The organism is Streptomyces sp. NPDC051214 (assembly GCF_040682375.1).
Lineage (GTDB): Bacteria > Actinomycetota > Actinomycetes > Streptomycetales > Streptomycetaceae > Streptomyces.
In genome coordinates, this window is sequence record NZ_JBFBAT010000019.1 from 1 (window position 1) to 15,322 (window position 15,322).

Annotated in this window: 14 protein-coding genes and 1 pseudogene; 8 read left to right on the forward strand and 7 right to left on the reverse strand. The window is 71.4% G+C overall.

Features of this window, described 5'->3' with window-relative positions; translation table 11 throughout:
- The 6 genes and pseudogenes from AB0M70_RS37030 to AB0M70_RS37055 all read left to right on the forward strand — a co-directional run.
- Positions 1 to 360, forward strand: a pseudogene (locus AB0M70_RS37030) (2-oxoacid:ferredoxin oxidoreductase subunit beta); the annotation flags it as partial.
- An 81-nt stretch (positions 361 to 441) separates the two neighbouring features.
- Positions 442 to 1,068 (forward strand): DsbA family oxidoreductase, encoded by a 627-nt coding sequence (locus tag AB0M70_RS37035; RefSeq protein ID WP_365827342.1) that lies wholly within the window; start codon positions 442 to 444, stop codon positions 1,066 to 1,068.
- A 133-nt stretch (positions 1,069 to 1,201) separates the two neighbouring features.
- Positions 1,202 to 1,402, forward strand: a complete 201-nt coding sequence (locus tag AB0M70_RS37040; RefSeq protein ID WP_365827344.1) for an acyl-CoA carboxylase subunit epsilon — start codon at positions 1,202 to 1,204, stop codon at positions 1,400 to 1,402.
- A 66-nt stretch (positions 1,403 to 1,468) separates the two neighbouring features.
- On the forward strand, positions 1,469 to 1,612 hold the full coding sequence (locus AB0M70_RS37045; RefSeq protein ID WP_365827346.1) for a hypothetical protein: 144 nt from the start codon (positions 1,469 to 1,471) through the stop codon (positions 1,610 to 1,612).
- A gap of 93 nt (positions 1,613 to 1,705) precedes the next feature.
- Positions 1,706 to 2,596, forward strand: coding sequence for an alpha/beta fold hydrolase (locus AB0M70_RS37050; protein WP_365827348.1), 891 nt, complete (start codon positions 1,706 to 1,708; stop codon positions 2,594 to 2,596).
- A gap of 9 nt (positions 2,597 to 2,605) precedes the next feature.
- Positions 2,606 to 3,859 (forward strand): MFS transporter, encoded by a 1,254-nt coding sequence (locus tag AB0M70_RS37055; protein WP_365827350.1) that lies wholly within the window; start codon positions 2,606 to 2,608, stop codon positions 3,857 to 3,859.
- On the opposite strand, the gene AB0M70_RS37060 is transcribed toward AB0M70_RS37055, so the two are convergent.
- On the reverse strand, positions 3,809 to 4,564 hold the full coding sequence (locus AB0M70_RS37060) for a TetR/AcrR family transcriptional regulator (RefSeq protein WP_365827352.1): 756 nt from the start codon (positions 4,562 to 4,564) through the stop codon (positions 3,809 to 3,811). The genes AB0M70_RS37055 and AB0M70_RS37060 overlap by 51 nt on opposite strands.
- Before the next feature lie 123 nt (positions 4,565 to 4,687).
- Between AB0M70_RS37060 and AB0M70_RS37065 the strand changes: the two genes are divergently transcribed.
- On the forward strand, positions 4,688 to 5,287 hold the full coding sequence (locus AB0M70_RS37065; protein ID WP_365827354.1) for an NAD(P)H-dependent oxidoreductase: 600 nt from the start codon (positions 4,688 to 4,690) through the stop codon (positions 5,285 to 5,287).
- Positions 5,288 to 5,314: 27 nt separating this feature from the next.
- Entirely contained in the window at positions 5,315 to 7,027 is a 1,713-nt protein-coding gene (locus AB0M70_RS37070) for an MDR family MFS transporter (RefSeq protein ID WP_365827356.1), read from the forward strand.
- Positions 7,028 to 7,139: 112 nt separating this feature from the next.
- On the opposite strand, the gene AB0M70_RS37075 is transcribed toward AB0M70_RS37070, so the two are convergent.
- The 6 genes from AB0M70_RS37075 to AB0M70_RS37100 form a co-directional block, all read right to left on the reverse strand.
- Positions 7,140 to 8,417 (reverse strand): nucleotide disphospho-sugar-binding domain-containing protein, encoded by a 1,278-nt coding sequence (locus AB0M70_RS37075; protein WP_365827358.1) that lies wholly within the window; start codon positions 8,415 to 8,417, stop codon positions 7,140 to 7,142.
- A 41-nt stretch (positions 8,418 to 8,458) separates the two neighbouring features.
- On the reverse strand, positions 8,459 to 9,592 hold the full coding sequence (locus AB0M70_RS37080) for a glycosyltransferase (protein WP_365827360.1): 1,134 nt from the start codon (positions 9,590 to 9,592) through the stop codon (positions 8,459 to 8,461).
- 61 nt (positions 9,593 to 9,653) lie between these two features.
- Positions 9,654 to 10,841, reverse strand: a complete 1,188-nt coding sequence (locus AB0M70_RS37085) for a nucleotide disphospho-sugar-binding domain-containing protein (protein ID WP_365827362.1) — start codon at positions 10,839 to 10,841, stop codon at positions 9,654 to 9,656.
- 27 nt (positions 10,842 to 10,868) lie between these two features.
- Positions 10,869 to 12,323: a class I SAM-dependent methyltransferase gene (locus AB0M70_RS37090; RefSeq protein WP_365827364.1), complete on the reverse strand. Its 1,455-nt coding sequence runs from the start codon at positions 12,321 to 12,323 to the stop codon at positions 10,869 to 10,871.
- Between the two features lie 23 nt (positions 12,324 to 12,346).
- The gene (locus AB0M70_RS37095; RefSeq protein ID WP_365827366.1) at positions 12,347 to 14,605 is read right to left on the reverse strand and encodes an activator-dependent family glycosyltransferase; all 2,259 of its coding nucleotides are present in this window, start codon (positions 14,603 to 14,605) and stop codon (positions 12,347 to 12,349) included.
- A gap of 106 nt (positions 14,606 to 14,711) precedes the next feature.
- Positions 14,712 to 15,305 carry an NAD(P)H-dependent oxidoreductase gene (locus tag AB0M70_RS37100; RefSeq protein ID WP_365827368.1) on the reverse strand — a complete coding sequence of 198 codons (594 nt, stop codon included), beginning with the start codon at positions 15,303 to 15,305 and terminating at the stop codon, positions 14,712 to 14,714.
- Between the last annotated feature and the right edge of the window lie 17 nt (positions 15,306 to 15,322).

Sequence of the window (15,322 nt, forward strand, 5' to 3'; positions counted from 1 at the left end):
GAAGCCGTGATCCGCCTGGAGCACGGGCAGCCGATCCGCTTCGGCGCCGACCGCGCCAAAGGCGTCGTACGCGACCCCGCGACCGGCGACCTCAATGTTGTCCCGGTTACACCTGAGACCGAGTCTCAGATCCTCATCCACGACGCGCACTCGACCTCGCCGACCCAAGCCTTCGCGCTCTCCCGCCTCGCCGACCCGGACACCCTCCACCACACCCCCATCGGCGTCTTCCGCAACACCCAACGCCCCGTCTACGACACCCTCATGTCCGACCAACTTGACACCGCCATCGAACAGAACGGCAAAGGCGACCTCGCCACCCTCCTCGCCGGCAACGACACCTGGACCGTCATCGGCTGACCGCAACCCACATCAGCCCCCTGCAGATTTAATTCGAGTACAGCTTGACCTGAACCGCGCTTCAGGTTGGAAGGTGGATACATGAAGCCGAGCGAAACAACCCCCCGCCGTGTCGAGTTCTTCTACGACCTTGTCTGTGTTCATTCCTATCTCGGGTACGCCCGGTTCTCCGCGGCCATCGAGCGGTATCGCGAAAAGGGCGGAGAGGTCGAGGTGGTCTTCCGTCCCTTCCACCTGTCGTCGGACGAACCGGTCACCGGGCGGCCGTTGTTCGAGGTGCACCGGGACGCCTTCGGCGAGGAAAGGGCCAAGGCCATTTCCAAGGACCGGTCCTTCGGCGCGGAGGACGGCCTTGACGTGCACTTCGACCGTGCGATCTTCACCAATACGGGCGCCGGGCACCGCCTGGTGCTCGCGGCGGCGGAGCAGGGCAAGGGCGAGCGCATGGTGGAGCGTTTGTTCCGTGCCTATTTCACCGACGGGGTGAACATCGCCGAACCCGAGACGTTGCGACGCCTCGCGGACGAGGTCGGGGTCGTCCCGACCGATGTGGGCGACGAGGCGCTGAACGCAGGACTTTCCCGCGTGCGCGAGGCGAAGGTGAGCTCCGTGCCGCTGTTCGTCTTCGATGACGGCGCGAGGATTTCCGGAGCGCAGGCGATCGAGGAGTTCTCGGAAGCACTGGAAAGGGTTCCGCACAGCAACTGAGCCGATTGTTCGGCCGTTCACACGTAACACACGCTATACACGCAACACACACGCAGCGGGTTGCGCCGGGAAAACCGGCGCAACCCGCTGCTTTGCGTGCCCGCACACCCATCGCGAACCCCGAGGAGACGACATGCCGTCGACCGAGCTGATCTGCGTGGAAAAGGGCTCCCCGACCCCCGAGGAGCTTGCCGCCCTCACCGCCGTCCTGCTGAGCCGTCAGGCCCTGGACGCCGCCCCGGACGACACCTCCCGTCACCACCGCGCGACCGCCCGCTGGAGCCGGCCCGACCGGACCCCGCGCTCCCCGGGCCCGCGCAGCTGGCGTGCCTGAGCCGTGCGAGCCCACCGCGCCCACGCACCCGCGCCCGTCCGTACCCGCCGAGGAAGGAACACACCTGTGATCACCGATGAGGCCGAGCTCACCGTCCGCCGTCGCCCCGACCCGCGCTCCCTGCACGCCACACCCCTGCCGGTGCCCCTCCTCGCCGGTGAGGACGAGACCGACGCCGGTGAGCCGCACATCCTGCGCGGACTCGACTGAGGCCCCCGCCACCCCGTCCCGCCCCACCCCGCCCGCCCACTGCCCATCGCCCGGCCCAGCCCTGCCCGCACGACCACCGGAGCCCAGATCTTTATGCCTGCCTCGCGTGCCTTGCCCGCCTCGCCCGCTCCCACGTCTTTGGGAGTCCGCCGCATCCTCCTCGATGGGGCGGGCGTCACCCTGTCCGCGCTCCTCGCCGAAGCCCCGCCGCACCACCCGCCGCGCGCCACGATCGTTGCGCTGCACGGCGGAGGGATGAGCGCCGGCTACTTCGACGGGCAGGCGCACCCCGACCTCTCGCTGCTCACCCTCGCCGCGAGCCTCGGATACAACGTCCTGTCCGTGGACCGGCCCGGTTACGGCACCTCCGCGGCCCAACTCCCGGACGGCCAGACCCTGGTGGAGCAGGCGGCCACCCTGTACGCGGCCCTGAAGCACTACGCCACGCAGTACGAGACCGGGGCCGGGTACTTCGTCCTGGCGCACTCCTACGGCGGCAAACTGGCGCTCACCGCCGCCGCCGACGAGCAGGGCGCCGCCCTGATCGGGCTCGACATATCGGGCTGCGGCCACCAGTACGCCGTCGGACCCGACGACCTGCCGGGTGCCCGCGGCCACGGTCGCTGGTCGCTGACCTGGGGCGCGCTGCGTTACTACCCGCCGAACACCTTCCTGAGCAGCGCCTCGCTCGTCGCGCCGATGCCCGCCCGTGAGGGCAGGGAGGCCGCACTCTGGCCGACCACGTTCCCGGACGTCGCCGCCCGCGTGCGGGTACCGGTCCGGCTGACCTTCGCCGCGCACGAGGCGTGGTGGCGGCACGACGAGACAGCCGTCGCCGACCTCACCGCCCGCCTCGCCTCGCCGCGTGTCGTCATCGACCGGGTCCCCGAGGCCGGGCACAACATCAGCCTGGGCTGGGCGGCCCGTTCGTACCACCTCAAGGCCCTGGCGTTCCTGGAGGAATGCCTCGCCGGGCGGGTGTGAGCGCTTCCCATGCAGACGTTCCGCTCGCTCGCCGTACGCAACTTCCGTCTCTTCACGGCGGGCCAGGTCGTCTCCGTGGCGGGCACCTGGATGATGGTCGTGGCCCAGGACTGGCTGGTGCTCTCCCTCACGGACGACTCCGCCACCGCCCTGGGCATCGTCACGGCCCTGCAGTTCACACCGCTCCTCCTGCTCACGCTCTACGGCGGCCGGCTCGCGGACCGGCACGACAAACGGCTCCTGCTCACCGTCGCAAATGTGACGTCGGGGCTGCTGGCGCTGCTGCTCGGTCTCCTCGTGCTCGGCGGCCGGGCCGAACTGTGGCAGGCCTACCTCTTCGCACTGGGGCTCGGCACCGTCAACGCCCTGGAGATTCCCACCCGCATGGCGTTCGTGAGCGAGATGGTCGGCGCCGAGCTGCTGCCCAACGCATCGGCGCTCAGCGCCGCGTACTTCAATGTCGCCCGCGTCGTCGGACCCGCCCTCGCGGGCCTGCTGATCAGCAGCTTCGGCATCGGTCAGGTGATGGCGCTGAACGCGCTGAGCTACGCGGCGACCGTGGTGGCGCTGCGCATGATGCGGCCCGGCGAGCTGCACCGGGCCCCGCGCCCGGCCTCGCGCGCCCGGGTCGTCGACGGGCTCCGTCATGTGCGGGGCCGCCCGGACCTCATGCTGCCGCTGGCGCTCGTCGCGGTGATCGGGGTCTTCGGGTTCAACTTCCAGCTCACGCTCCCGCTTCTCGCCAAGACCGAGTTCCATTCCGACGTCAGCGCGTTCGGCCTGCTCACCGCGGCCCTGGCCGCCGGGTCCCTCGCGGCGGCCTTCGTGACCACCGCGCGCCGGGGCCGACCCACGAGCCGCACGGTCCTGGTGGCCGCGCTCGGCTTCGGTGTCCTGGAGACGGCCACCGGTCTGGCGCCGTCGTATGCGGCGGTCGTGGTCCTGCTCGTGCTCACCGGCTTCGCGACCGTCTGGTTCGCCCAGGCGGCGAACCACCGCATCCAGCTCGGCACCGACACGGAGTTCCGCGGCCGGGTGATGGCGCTCTACACCCTGGTCTTCCAGGGCTCCACGCCGCTCGGCGCCCTGTTCGTCGGCCGGCTCAGCGAGGAGGCGGGCGCGCGCTCGGGCCTCTACGTCGGCGGGCTCGTCTCCTGCGCGGCGGCCGTCGCGGCGCTGGCGGTCGACCGGGCCGCACGGCAGCGCCCCGCGTCAGATGCCCATGCGGACGCCGATCCCGTCGAGCACACAGTCCAGACCTGACTCGAACTTCGCGCCCGGGTCCCCGAAGTGGCTGGCCGCGCTGGCGCTGCGCTGGTAGGTGGGGTAGCGGCCGGTGCTCATCAGCCAGGTGAACTCGGGGGCCATGGCCATCTTGACGTCATCGCTGTGGGTCCAGCCCTGCCCCTTCATGAGCAGCTGCATCGACGCCTCGGTGTAGGCGCTGCCGTACGCGTAGGCGTTGACCGTCTCGAACACGGCCATGCTCAGCTCGGGGCTCAGCCCCGCCGCGTCGAGCGCGACCAGAGCCTGCTCGTTGACGGCGAGACGGTTCGGCGTCGGCGCGAACATGGCCTTCGAGAGCCTGGCCAGCCAGGGGTGCGCGAGCACCAGCTCACGGGTGTTGACCGCGAGGACGCGCATGGTCTCGCGCCAGTCACTGGGGTCGTCGGGGACCTTCAGGTCGCCGTAGACGGTGTCGACCATCAGCTCCAGGACGTCGTCCTTGCCCGACACGTACCGGTACGCGGCCATGGGCGCGACCTCGAGCTCGGTGGCGAGCCGTCGCATGGTGACGGCGTCGATGCCCTCGGCGTCGGCGATGGCGACGGCGACCGACGCGATCCGGCTCGAGGAGAGCACCTGGGCGCGCGGAGCGGCGATCGGCCGCTCGAGGCGCTCCCACAGGGAAACCTTGTCGTCGTCCCCGCACTGCGATGCGGCGGGGGACTTCTTCTCACTGGCCACGAGTGTGGCCTCCTTCCCGTTCACCTGGATACAGCGTATCAGCAGTAGACAACGTACACACTGATGTGTACGTTGTATTTGTCGCCGGATACAGCGTACACAAACATCATCGAGGAGCTTCGCATGGCCGAGAAGAACGAGGGCCCCCTGAACGTCGCGGTCATCCTGGGATCGACCCGTGACGGGCGCTTCGGACCGGTCGTCGCCGACTGGGTGCTCGGTCACCTCGGCCAGCGCGACGACATGACCGCCGACCTCGTCGACCTGGTGAAGACGCCGGTCCCCGCGGTCCTTCCGGACTTCACCAAGGCCCCCGAGCCGGCCAACTCCGCCCTCCTGGAGAAGATCTCCCCGCGGCTCGAGGCGGCCGACGCGTTCATCATCGTCACGCCGGAGTACAACCACAGCTTCCCTGGCGGCCTGAAGAACGCCATCGACTGGCACAACCCGCAGTGGCACGGCAAGCCCGTCGCCTTCGTCTCGTACGGCGGCCTGTCCGGCGGACTGCGGGCGGTGGAGGGGCTGCGCCCCGTCCTGGCGGAGCTGAACGCGGTGACCATCCGCAACACCGTCAGCTTCCACAACTACCCGGCGAACTTCGACGCCGAGGGCAAGCCCACGGACCCCGCCTGCGACGGCGCGGCCAAGTCGCTGCTCGACCAGCTGGCGTGGTGGGGCCTTGCCCTGCGCGACGCCAGGTCCATCCGCCCTTACGCGGCCTGATCCACCACCTCTGATTGGGGAGTCGCGATGACGACCATCGAAGCCGGGCAACCTGACACCACGGCAACCGAAACGAAGAACCCGGCACGCCAGAGGTCGATCTACTTCGGCGTCTTCGGGCTGATGCTCGGCATGTTCCTCGCCATGCTGGACGGCCTGATCGTCGGCACCGCGCTCCCCACGATCGTGGGTGACCTGGGTGGCCTCGACCGGTTGTCCTGGGTGGTGACCGCCTACCTGCTCACCACCGCCTCCTCCACCCCCATCTGGGGAAAGCTCGGCGACATGTACGGCCGCAAGGGCTCGTTCATGACCGCCGTCGTGATCTTCCTGATCGGCTCGATGCTGTCGGGCGTGGCCCAGGACATGAACCAGCTCATCACCTTCCGGGCCGTCCAAGGTCTCGGCGCCGGCGGCCTGATGGTCGGCGCGATGTCGATCATCGGCGTACTGGTGCCGCCGCGCGAGAGCGGCAAACTGCAGTCCATGCTCGGCGTGATGATGCCGATCGCGTACGTCTCCGGACCGCTCATCGGCGGGTTCTTCACCGACCACCTGAGCTGGCGCTGGGTCTTCTACATCAACGCGCCCCTGGGAGCGATCGCCCTGGTCGTGGTCGGCCTGGGCATCCGCCTGAAGCGCGAGCGCTCCAAGGCGAAGATCGATTACCCGGGCGCGGCGCTCCTGGTCACCAGCGTCCTGGCGCTGACCCTGCTCTCGACGTGGGGCGGCAGCAGCTACGCGTGGCTCTCCCCGCAGATCCTCGGTCTCGTCGCGGTCGCGGTCCTGGCGTTCGCCTGGTTCGTACGGGTGGAGAAGCGGGCCGAGGAGCCCCTGATGCCGCCGCGGCTGTTCCGCAACCGGAACTTCACCATCGTGCAGGTGCTCAGCCTCCTCGTGGGCGCGGTCATGTTCGGCGCGACCAACTACCTGCCGCAGTACATGCAGTTCGTGAAGGGCCTGTCGCCGACCGCCAGCGGCATGCTGCTGCTGCCCCTGATGTTCGGCATGCTGGCCGTGCAGATCACCGTCGGCCGGCTGATCAGCAAGACGGGCAAGTACCGTATCTACCCGATCCTCGGCGGCGCCTTCAGCGTGGCGGGCACGCTGGTCCTCCTGATGCTCCAGGTGGACACCGCGGTGGCCCTCGTCTCCGGCCTCACGCTGGTGCTCGGAATCGGCCTCGGCTTCATGATGCAGAGCACGATCCTCATCACGATGAACAGCGCGGAGCCCCGCGACATGGGCGCTGCCAGCGGTTCCGTCACGCTGATCCGTACGCTCGGCGGCTCGCTGGGTGTCGCGGCGCTCGGCGCGGTCTACGTCAACAACCTGTCGGGCGAGCTGACCGCCCGGCTCGGATCGGCGGAGGCCGAGAAGCTGACCAAGGACGGCGCCAGCATGACGCCCGAACTTCTGAAGGGCATGCCCGAGAAGATCCGGGACGCCTACGAGGCCGCGGTCACCAGCGGCCTGCAGGGCACCATCATCGGCGCGGCTGTCCTGGCGGTGCTCATGTTCGGCATCGCCTGGCTGATCCGCGAGGTCCCGCTGCGGACGGTGGCGGCGCAGGACCTCGAGGACGCCGAAAACGACGAGGGCGCCGAGAACGCCCAGAACGCAGAAAAGGTGGCCTCCGTGGAAATCACAGAGACCACGGAGACCACAGAGACCGGTGAGACGGAAGCGCGCGTCGATCACACGGCGAAGAGCATCCCGGTCAAGTCCACAACCCCCTGACCACGGTCCGGAGACCGGTACGGGCTTACTTCCCCCGGAGCCCGTGCCCGGCCCCCGGCCGTGCCGCAGCCCCTCGTCGTACCTTCCGGTACGGCGAGGGGCTCGCGGCGTTTCAGGCCCTGTACGACGCTGCCAACTGCTCCAGCGTGGCGACGATGTCGTTGGGGCTCGGCTCGGCGAGCGTGTCCCGGTGCAGGCCCCGGACGCCGTCCTTGAACGACGGGTCGTCCAGGATGCCGACGAGCTGCTTGCGCACGGTGTCCACGTCGAAGGGATCGTTGTCGACGACGAGACCGGCGCCCCGCTCGGCCACGAACCGGCCGATGTCGGTGACGTGCGGTCCGTCCTCCGCGCAGACGAGCTGCGGCACCTGATGGGCGACGGCCGCGGCGAACGTCCGCCCGCCGCCGTGGTGCACGATCGCCGAGCAGGTGGGCAGGAGCAGGTCGAGCGGCACGTACTCGATGCAGCGCACGTTGTCCGGCAGCGTGCCCACCTCGGCGATCTGCGCGTCGTTGAGGGTCGCCACCACCTCGACGTCGAGGTCGGACAGCGCCTCCACGAGACCGGCCAGCGGGAACCTGCCGGCGCCCGCGAAGACCTTGCGCATGCTCACCCCGGCGGACAGCGCGACACGCGGCCGCTCCGGCGCCTGGCGGAGCCAGTCGGGGAGCGCGGCGGAGCCGGTGTAGGACACCGGCCGGACGGGGACGTAGCGCAGGCCGACGGGCAGGCGCATCGCCGTGGGCATCGGGTCGATGCTCCACTGCCCGACCAGCAGCTCCTCGGAGAACTCAAGGCCGAGCCGGTCGAGCAGGGGACGCATCCGAGTGGCCATCAAGTCGTCCTCGGAGCCGGGCCGCACGCCCGACAGGCGCAGCTGCTCCCGGGTCCAGCCCATGTCGTCGACCGACCAAAGGAAGCGTGCGTGCGGTACACCGACGGCCTCGGCGGCGATGCCGCCCGGGAAGAACATCGGGTCCCAGATGATGAGGTCGGGGCCCCAGGAGCGGGCGTACGCGATCAGGTCGTCCACCGCCGAGGCCGCGCCGTCCGTCGGCGGCCCGGCGTTGCAGAGGCTCATGAACGCGCTCAGCATGGGGCGCGGCGGCAGCGGCTTGCGCGTGTGCCACACCGGCGACTTGTCCCGCAGGGACTCGGCGAGGGACGCGAGCAGGGCGGTGCCCGACTCGATCTCCTCGTTGATCGCGGCGAGGAAGCCCGCCTCGCCGATGGGGACGGACGTGAGCCCGGCCTTGACGACCGTGTCGACGAGTTCCGGGGGACTGGCGACCCGGACCTGGTGCCCCGCGCCGGTCAACGCGTCGGCCAGCGGGACGATCGGATAGACATGGGCCGTCGCCGGCACCATCGCGAACAGAATCTTCATGGGAGGTCTCCGCGGTGGGAAGGGAGTGGTGGAAGGGGTGGTCAGAGCCGTTCCAGCTCGCGGACCACGTCAGAGGGCAGGGGCAGTCCTGCGATCTCCCGCGCGAGCTCGCCCGCACTGCGGCGGTACGAGGCGTCGCCCAGGATCTTCTCGGCGGCCGCGGCGGTCTCCTGCGGGCTGTCCTGCCCCGGCAGCAGGGTGAGGGCGCAGCCCTGTGCGGTCAGCCGCTGCGACGCCGGAATGGCCAACGGGCCGTTGGGGAGCGAGAGTTGCGGGACGCCCGCGTTCATCGCGGTCATCATGGTGACCCCGCCCCCGTGATGGATCATCAGGTCCGCGGTGGGGGCGACGACGTCCAGCGGGAGCCAGCCCGCGCGGATTTGGGCGGACTCGGCGCGCAGTTCGGCGGCGATGTCCTCCGGTGCCGCGATGACCAGCTCCACGTCCAGGGCGCCGATGGTCTTCGCCATGTCGCGCAGGAAGGTGAAGCTGTTGTCGTGGCCGTCGCGCGAGGCGCGGCTGCCGGACGTCAGACAGACACGGGGCCGGTCGCCCTTCGCGTACATCCAGGGCTCCACGACCTGCTGCTGGTTGCCGGGTATCCAGCGCATCAGCTGCGCGGGGGCGGCGCCCGGGGGCTGCAGGGACGGCGGGCAGATGTCGATCAGGAGGTCGGGCTCCGGAAGCCGGTCGAGCCCCATCTCCCTCAGTTCCGGTTGGAGTTCCGCGTCGGCTCCGGGGTGGATCGTGTCGGCCTCGGAGATGTCCCAGGCGTGCCGGACGACGGGGATGCCGAGCCGGGCGCCGAGGAGTCCGGCCGCGTACGACATGGTGCCGCCGACGATGACGTCGGGCCGCCAGTCGCGGGCCAGCTCCAGGAGCGGCCCGATGTTCGCGGCCGCCATCCGGCCGAACGCGCCCCCGGCGAAGGGACCGCCCTCGGCCGGGCCGGCGGGCAGGGGGAGTTCGCGCCCGGAACGGTCTCGGCTGATGAACTCCCACAAGGGGCGGTCGGTCAGTCGTACGGCCGGGAGTCCGACGCCCACCACGGCGGGCATCGCCTGTGCGTGGGCCGCCATGAAGACCTGGTGACCGCTGTTGCGTGCGGCGGTCGCCAGGGGTGCCAGGGCATAGACGGTCGCCGAACTGCCGGAGGCGACAAAGAGAATGCGCATGAGAAGTCCCACCGTTGGGCCGGTAGACCGGCGGTGAACGTGATCCTTGCTGGGGCTGGCGCTACTGGGGCCTGTGCTCGCCCCGCGCGAGCTGCTCCAGGTCGGCGACGACGCGCGAAGGCGACGGCATGTCCGTCATCTCCCGGCGCAGCTCCTGGGCGGCCTTGCTGTGGCCGGGATTCGTGAGCAGCTCGGTGAAGGCGTCACGGAGCGATGCGGGGTCGTTCTGGGAGTCGGCGTCGTCGAGCGTGATGCCCGCGCCCGCATCGGCGATCCGGTCGCCGTGCGCGAACTGGTCGGCGAACTGCGGCACCACGAGCTGGGGCAGGCCGAAGGCGGTGGAGGTCATCGTGGTGCCCGCGCCACCGTGGTGGACGACCGCCTCGCAGGTGTGCAGGAAGAGGTTCAGCGGTGCCGGATCCACCAGGCGTACGGTGCCGGGCAGCGTGCCGAGCGCCTCGCGGTGCCGTTCGTCCACGGTCGCGATCACCTCGACGTCCGGCTGCGCGCCGAAGACGTGCAGCATGCGGCGGAGCATCGGCACCCCGTTCATGTCCAGGGTGCGACCGCCGAGCGAGACCGCCACCCGGCGCGGCACGTTCCCGGCCCGGGGGCCACCGACCCACTGGGGCAGCCTGCCGTTGCCGTTGTAGGGCACGTACCGGATCGGGGTTCCCGCGGTGGTGCCGGGCAGTTGGAGCGAGGGCGGGCAGGGGTCGAGCACCAGCGCGGGGTCGGGGTAGGCCCCGAGGCCGAGCCGCTCGGACATCGCCCGCAGGGACTGCCCGGCCTGGGCGTGCGCCGTGTCCGAGAGCGGATCGACGCCCCACCGGTGGCGCACGACGGGGGCGCCGGTCAGGGCGCCGACGATCAGTGCGCTGAACTCCAGCGGATCGCACACCACCAGGTCGGGGCCGAAGGCACGCGCCGTCTCCACGTAGGCCTCGCAGAGGTAGCGGGTGTGCACGGACCAGCCCATGCCCGCCTTGCCCAGCTTGCTCTCGTGCTCGGCGCGGGGCTGCGCCTCGATGGGCCGCGTCCCCTCCTTGACCGTGTCGGCCAGCAGATCCTCGACGTGGTAGGCCGAGCCGACGCTCACGCCGTTGAGGCCGGCCGCGGCGACCGCGGGCATCACATCGGGCTGGCCCGCCACCAGCACCTCGTGTCCGGCGGCCCGCAGCGCCCAGGCCAGCGGGACCATCGGGGTGAAGTGCGTGGGGACGGGCGTGGACATCATCAGAACGCGCATCAGGTCTCCTTGTGGGGGGTGGAGAGGTCAGTCCGCGGCACGCCGGCCCCAGGCGGTGATCAGCAGGGCCGTCAGGTCCCGGCCCTCGGGGGTGCCGAGCAGGTCGAGGAAGTCGGTGAGCTCCGCGGCCGTCACCAGGCCGTTGTCGACGAGGCTCTGGCCCTCCTGCCGCAGCCGCAGCCCGATCAGCTCGTCGTCGGCCGGGGACTGTCCGGGGCCCGCGCCGGTGAGGTGGCTGCCGACCGAGGTGAAACCGGTGCGGGCCAGGGCGGCGGGCAGCCCGCGTGCCCAGCTCATGTCGGCGCCGACGGACCTCATGTGGTCGACGTAGCCGCGCAGCAGGGTGCGGCCGACCGCGGTCGGTGCCTCGTCGGCGGGCAGGTAGTAGAAGTCGGCCACGACGAGCCAGCCGCCGGGGGCCAGCCACTCGCGGGCGCGCGCGAGAGCCGCGTCGGGGTCCCGCAGGTGCTCCAGCGTGGCCCGCGTGAAGATGAGGTCGAACGAGCCGGGTTCGAGGTCGAGGTCCTCGATGTCGGCCTGCCTGACGGTGAGGTTGGCGGCCTGCCCGGTGTCCAGGAACGTCGTGTCGACGTCGACGGCGAGCACGCTGCCGAGGTGGGCCCGCCCGGCGAGCCAGTAACTCATCGAGCCTGCTCCGGCGCCCAGTTCGAGGCAGCGCCAGGCCGGGTCGAAGGGGAGGCTGTCGAGCACCTCGACGGACATGGGGTCGTACTTGAGCTCGAACAGCCGTATCTGGCTGAGCGGGGACACCGACCCGGTGGTCAGTGAGCCCGTGCTGTGCGCGCTCGCCCCGGACCCGGCGGTGGCCGCGTCGATCTGCTCGGCGAGGGTGCACAGGACGAGGTGCGGGGGAGCGGTCTCCAGTCGCGCGACGGCGTCCTGCCCCGCGCGGTTCTCCGGGTGGTCCATGTAGGCGCGGAAGGATGCCTCGTCCACCCACTGCGGATAGTTGACGTAGGTCGAGCCGTCGTCGCCGATGTACGGCGTCGCGGAGACGAAGCCGGGGTGCAGGTGTTTCCAGCCGCCCGCGTCACGCAGCAGGGCCGCCAGGGCGAGGGCGTTGTCGCGCCCTCCGACGTGCCGCAGGGCGTAGCACATGATGCCCGCGGGCTGGTCGGCCGCGGGCCCTTCGAGCCCGCTCTGGGGGACGCCGCCGAAGGAGGTGTGCGAGAGGACTCCGGGCTGCTCGGACAGGGTGCGCAGCGGGCTGTCGGCGGGGCTGTTCTCGGCGGTGGCGACGAAGTGCTTCTGCTCGGCCCACTCGACTCGGCTGACCACCGTCGTACGGTCGAGGCTCAGGTGGAGGCGTGCGGAGAGGAATCCCTCGCGTCCGCTGACCCACCCCCGTATCTCGGCGGCGAGCAGGTCGACGAGGCGCTCGGCCGTGGCGGGCGCGTCGGTGCGCAGCTCCTCGAAGACGGCGTATCCAACTGCGGTCTGCTGTGCGGGTGTTGTCGTCATGGGTTTCTTCTCCTGGGCTCGGGTCACTTGCGGTGCCGCGCGGTCAGCTGTTCGAGGACGGGGACGATGGCGCCGGGGCTGGGGACGGCCGCGGCCTCGTCACGCAGCTCGACGGCGCCCTGCAGGAAGGACGGCTCCTCGAGGAGCCGGACGATCCCGTCCCGCAGCCGCCCCGGGGTGAAAGCGCCGCTGTCGACGACCAGTCCGGCGCCGCGCTCCGCGACGTGCCCGGCGATCGCCTTCTCGCCCCAGAACTCCATCGGCACCACCAGCTGCGGCACGGCATGGGCCACGGCCGCCGCGAACGTCCCGCCGCCGCCGTGGTGCACCACGGCCGAGCAGGTCGGAAGCAGCAGATCGAGGGGGACGTACTGCGTCATGCGTACGTTGTCGGGGACCGGCCCCGAGGTCGCGTACCGCCCGGCGTCCAGGGTCGCCACCAGCTCGATGTCCAGGTCGGCGACCGCGTCGAACAGCTCGGGCAGGGTGACGCCGCTCTCCCGGAACACCTGTCTGCCGCGGCCTCCCACGCCCAGGGTCAGACACACCCGGGGCGCGCGCACCGGCTCCCGGAGCCAGTCGGGCAGCGCGGCCGTCCCGTTGTACGGGACCCGGCGCACCGGCACGTTCTCCAGGCCGAGCGGGAGGCGCAGGGCCGGCGGCATCGGGTCGATCGTCCACTGGCCGAGCAGCAGCTCCTCCTCGAAGGCGTACCCGAACTTCTCCAGCATGGGGGCCATCAGGCCCGTCACGGGGTCCTCGTCGGCCGGGCGCCCCGCGAGCCGCCGGAGCGACTCCGCGCGCAGCCAGCCGATGTTGTCCCGGCCCCACAGGAGGCGGGCGTGCGCGGCGCCGGTGGCCTGCGCGGCGACCGGCGCGGCGATGCTGAAGGGGTCCCAGATCACGAGGTCGGGCCGCCAGCTCTCGCAGAAGGTGACCAGGTCGTCCAGGGCGCTGCGGGACGCGTGGAGCGGGCCCAAAGTCTCGGACCACTTGCGGGCCCAGAGCTCGCCGTCCCCGTCGTCCTCGCCTTCGTCAAGGGAGAGCCGGGCGTTGAGGACGTCGAGCAGTTCGGGGTTGCTCGCGAACTCGACCACGCCGGTGAGCTGCTTGGTGGCGCCGAGCGGCACCGCCGTGAGCCCCGCGGCGCCGACGGTGTCCGCCATGCCCGGGTGCACGGCCACCCGCACCTGGTGGCCCGCCCCCTGCAGCGCCCAGGCCAGCGGCACGATCGGCTGCACATGCGCCACTCCGGGGAAGGGCACGAACAGGACGCGCAGCGCCGGGCTCCGCGGGGCGGGTTCGGCCGTGGGCGGCGCGCCGGGCGTGACCTCACCCAGGCCCTCGCCCAGGTGCTCACCCAGCTGGTCGCGCAGCGAGTCCTCGAGCGAACGGCGCGGCCGCCAGCCCAGTACGTCCCGCGCCCGGGAGATGTCGACCTGCTGCCATGCGGCCCCGCCGACCCCGGCCCCCTGCTCGGCGGGCCGCTCGCGCACGGCGTCCGGCACGCCGCCGAACGCGACGAGCCGCTCCACCAGCTCCCGTACCGGAACCGCCTCGCCCCGGCCGACGTTGAAGATCCGGCCCACGGCGGCCCCGCCCGGCGCGTCGGCCACCGCGAGCACGGCGTCGGCGACATCGCGTACGTCCACGTAGTCACGGCGGGCCACCAGCGGGGACACCTCCAGCGGGGGCGGCGGCTCCTCGTCCGTCGCGTGGCGCGCCACCTGGGCGGAGACGAGGCCGAGCAGGCTCGCGGGCGGGGTGCCGGGACCGCAGACGTTGACGATCCTGAGCACGGCGGCCCGCAGCCCGTCCTCGCGCACGGCCTTGAGCAGGGCCTGGGTGCCCAGCAGTTTGGTGCGCCCGTAGTGCGTGATCGGCGCGGTCTCGTGGTCCTCGCCGATGCTGGTGCCTTCGGGCGCGGGACCGTACTCGTGCACCGTCCCCAGCTGGACGAGCAGCGGGCCGCGCGCGCTGCGGACGGCCGCGGCGGCCAGCCGGGCCGCGAAGTCGGCGTTGAGCCGCCGCATGCCGTCCTCGTCGGACTGCCAGGCGATGCCGGCCGCGTTCACCACGACGTCCGGGCGGGTGTCGGCGAGCAGCCGGTCCAGCTCCGCGGGTCCGGCGGCCGCCAGGTCCACGGCGACGGACCGGCCGCCCCCGGACGCGGTCCGTGACACGCACACGGTCTTGGTGCCCGCCGCCTCGAACGCCGCCGCGATCCGGCGGCCGAGGAACCCGGTGCCCCCGAGTACGAGTGCTCTGCGCTCCGTGCTCATGAAGGTCCTCCTTGGGAAGGGCCGCCGGGAACCCCACGCGGCCGGACATGACACAGGTCAGGGGCGCGCGGTCTCCCACGCGCCCCTGACCTGAGGTGGGGTGTCGTCAGACGGTGTAGGGGGTGCGCTCGCGCGCCCCGCGCAGTGCGTCGGCCCACCACACGAGCTGGTCGAGCAGCTTCGTGGCGGCGGCCTCGCTGCCCTCGGGGCTGGCCGGCTCGCCCTCCTTCTGGAAGTCCGCCCACGCGTTGTGGAAGCTGAGCATCTCCCGCACGGTCATGGCGTGGACCTCGGCGAAGATCTGGCGCAGGTGCTCGGAAGCGCGCAGGCCGCCGCCCACACCGCCGTAGGAGACCAGGCCGACCGGCTTGGCCGCCCACTCGGCGAGGTACCAGTCGATGGTGTTCTTCAGCGCCGCGGGCAGGGTGTGGTTGTACTCGGGCGTCACGACGACGAACGCGTCGGCGTGGCCGAGCCGCTCCTTCAGGGCGTTCCACACGGCGGCGACGTCCTCCGGGGGCTTCTCCCCGAAGGCGGGCATCTCCAGCGGCAGCGGGTAGTCCGCGATGTCGATGGTCTCGACCTCGACATCACCGTGCAACTCCGCCTGGCCCGCGAACCATTCGGCCACCGTGGTCCCGAATCGTCCGCCGCGGACGCTGCCGATGATGACGGCCAGTTTGATCGGGTTCTCAGGCATGCATAAACCTCTCAGGA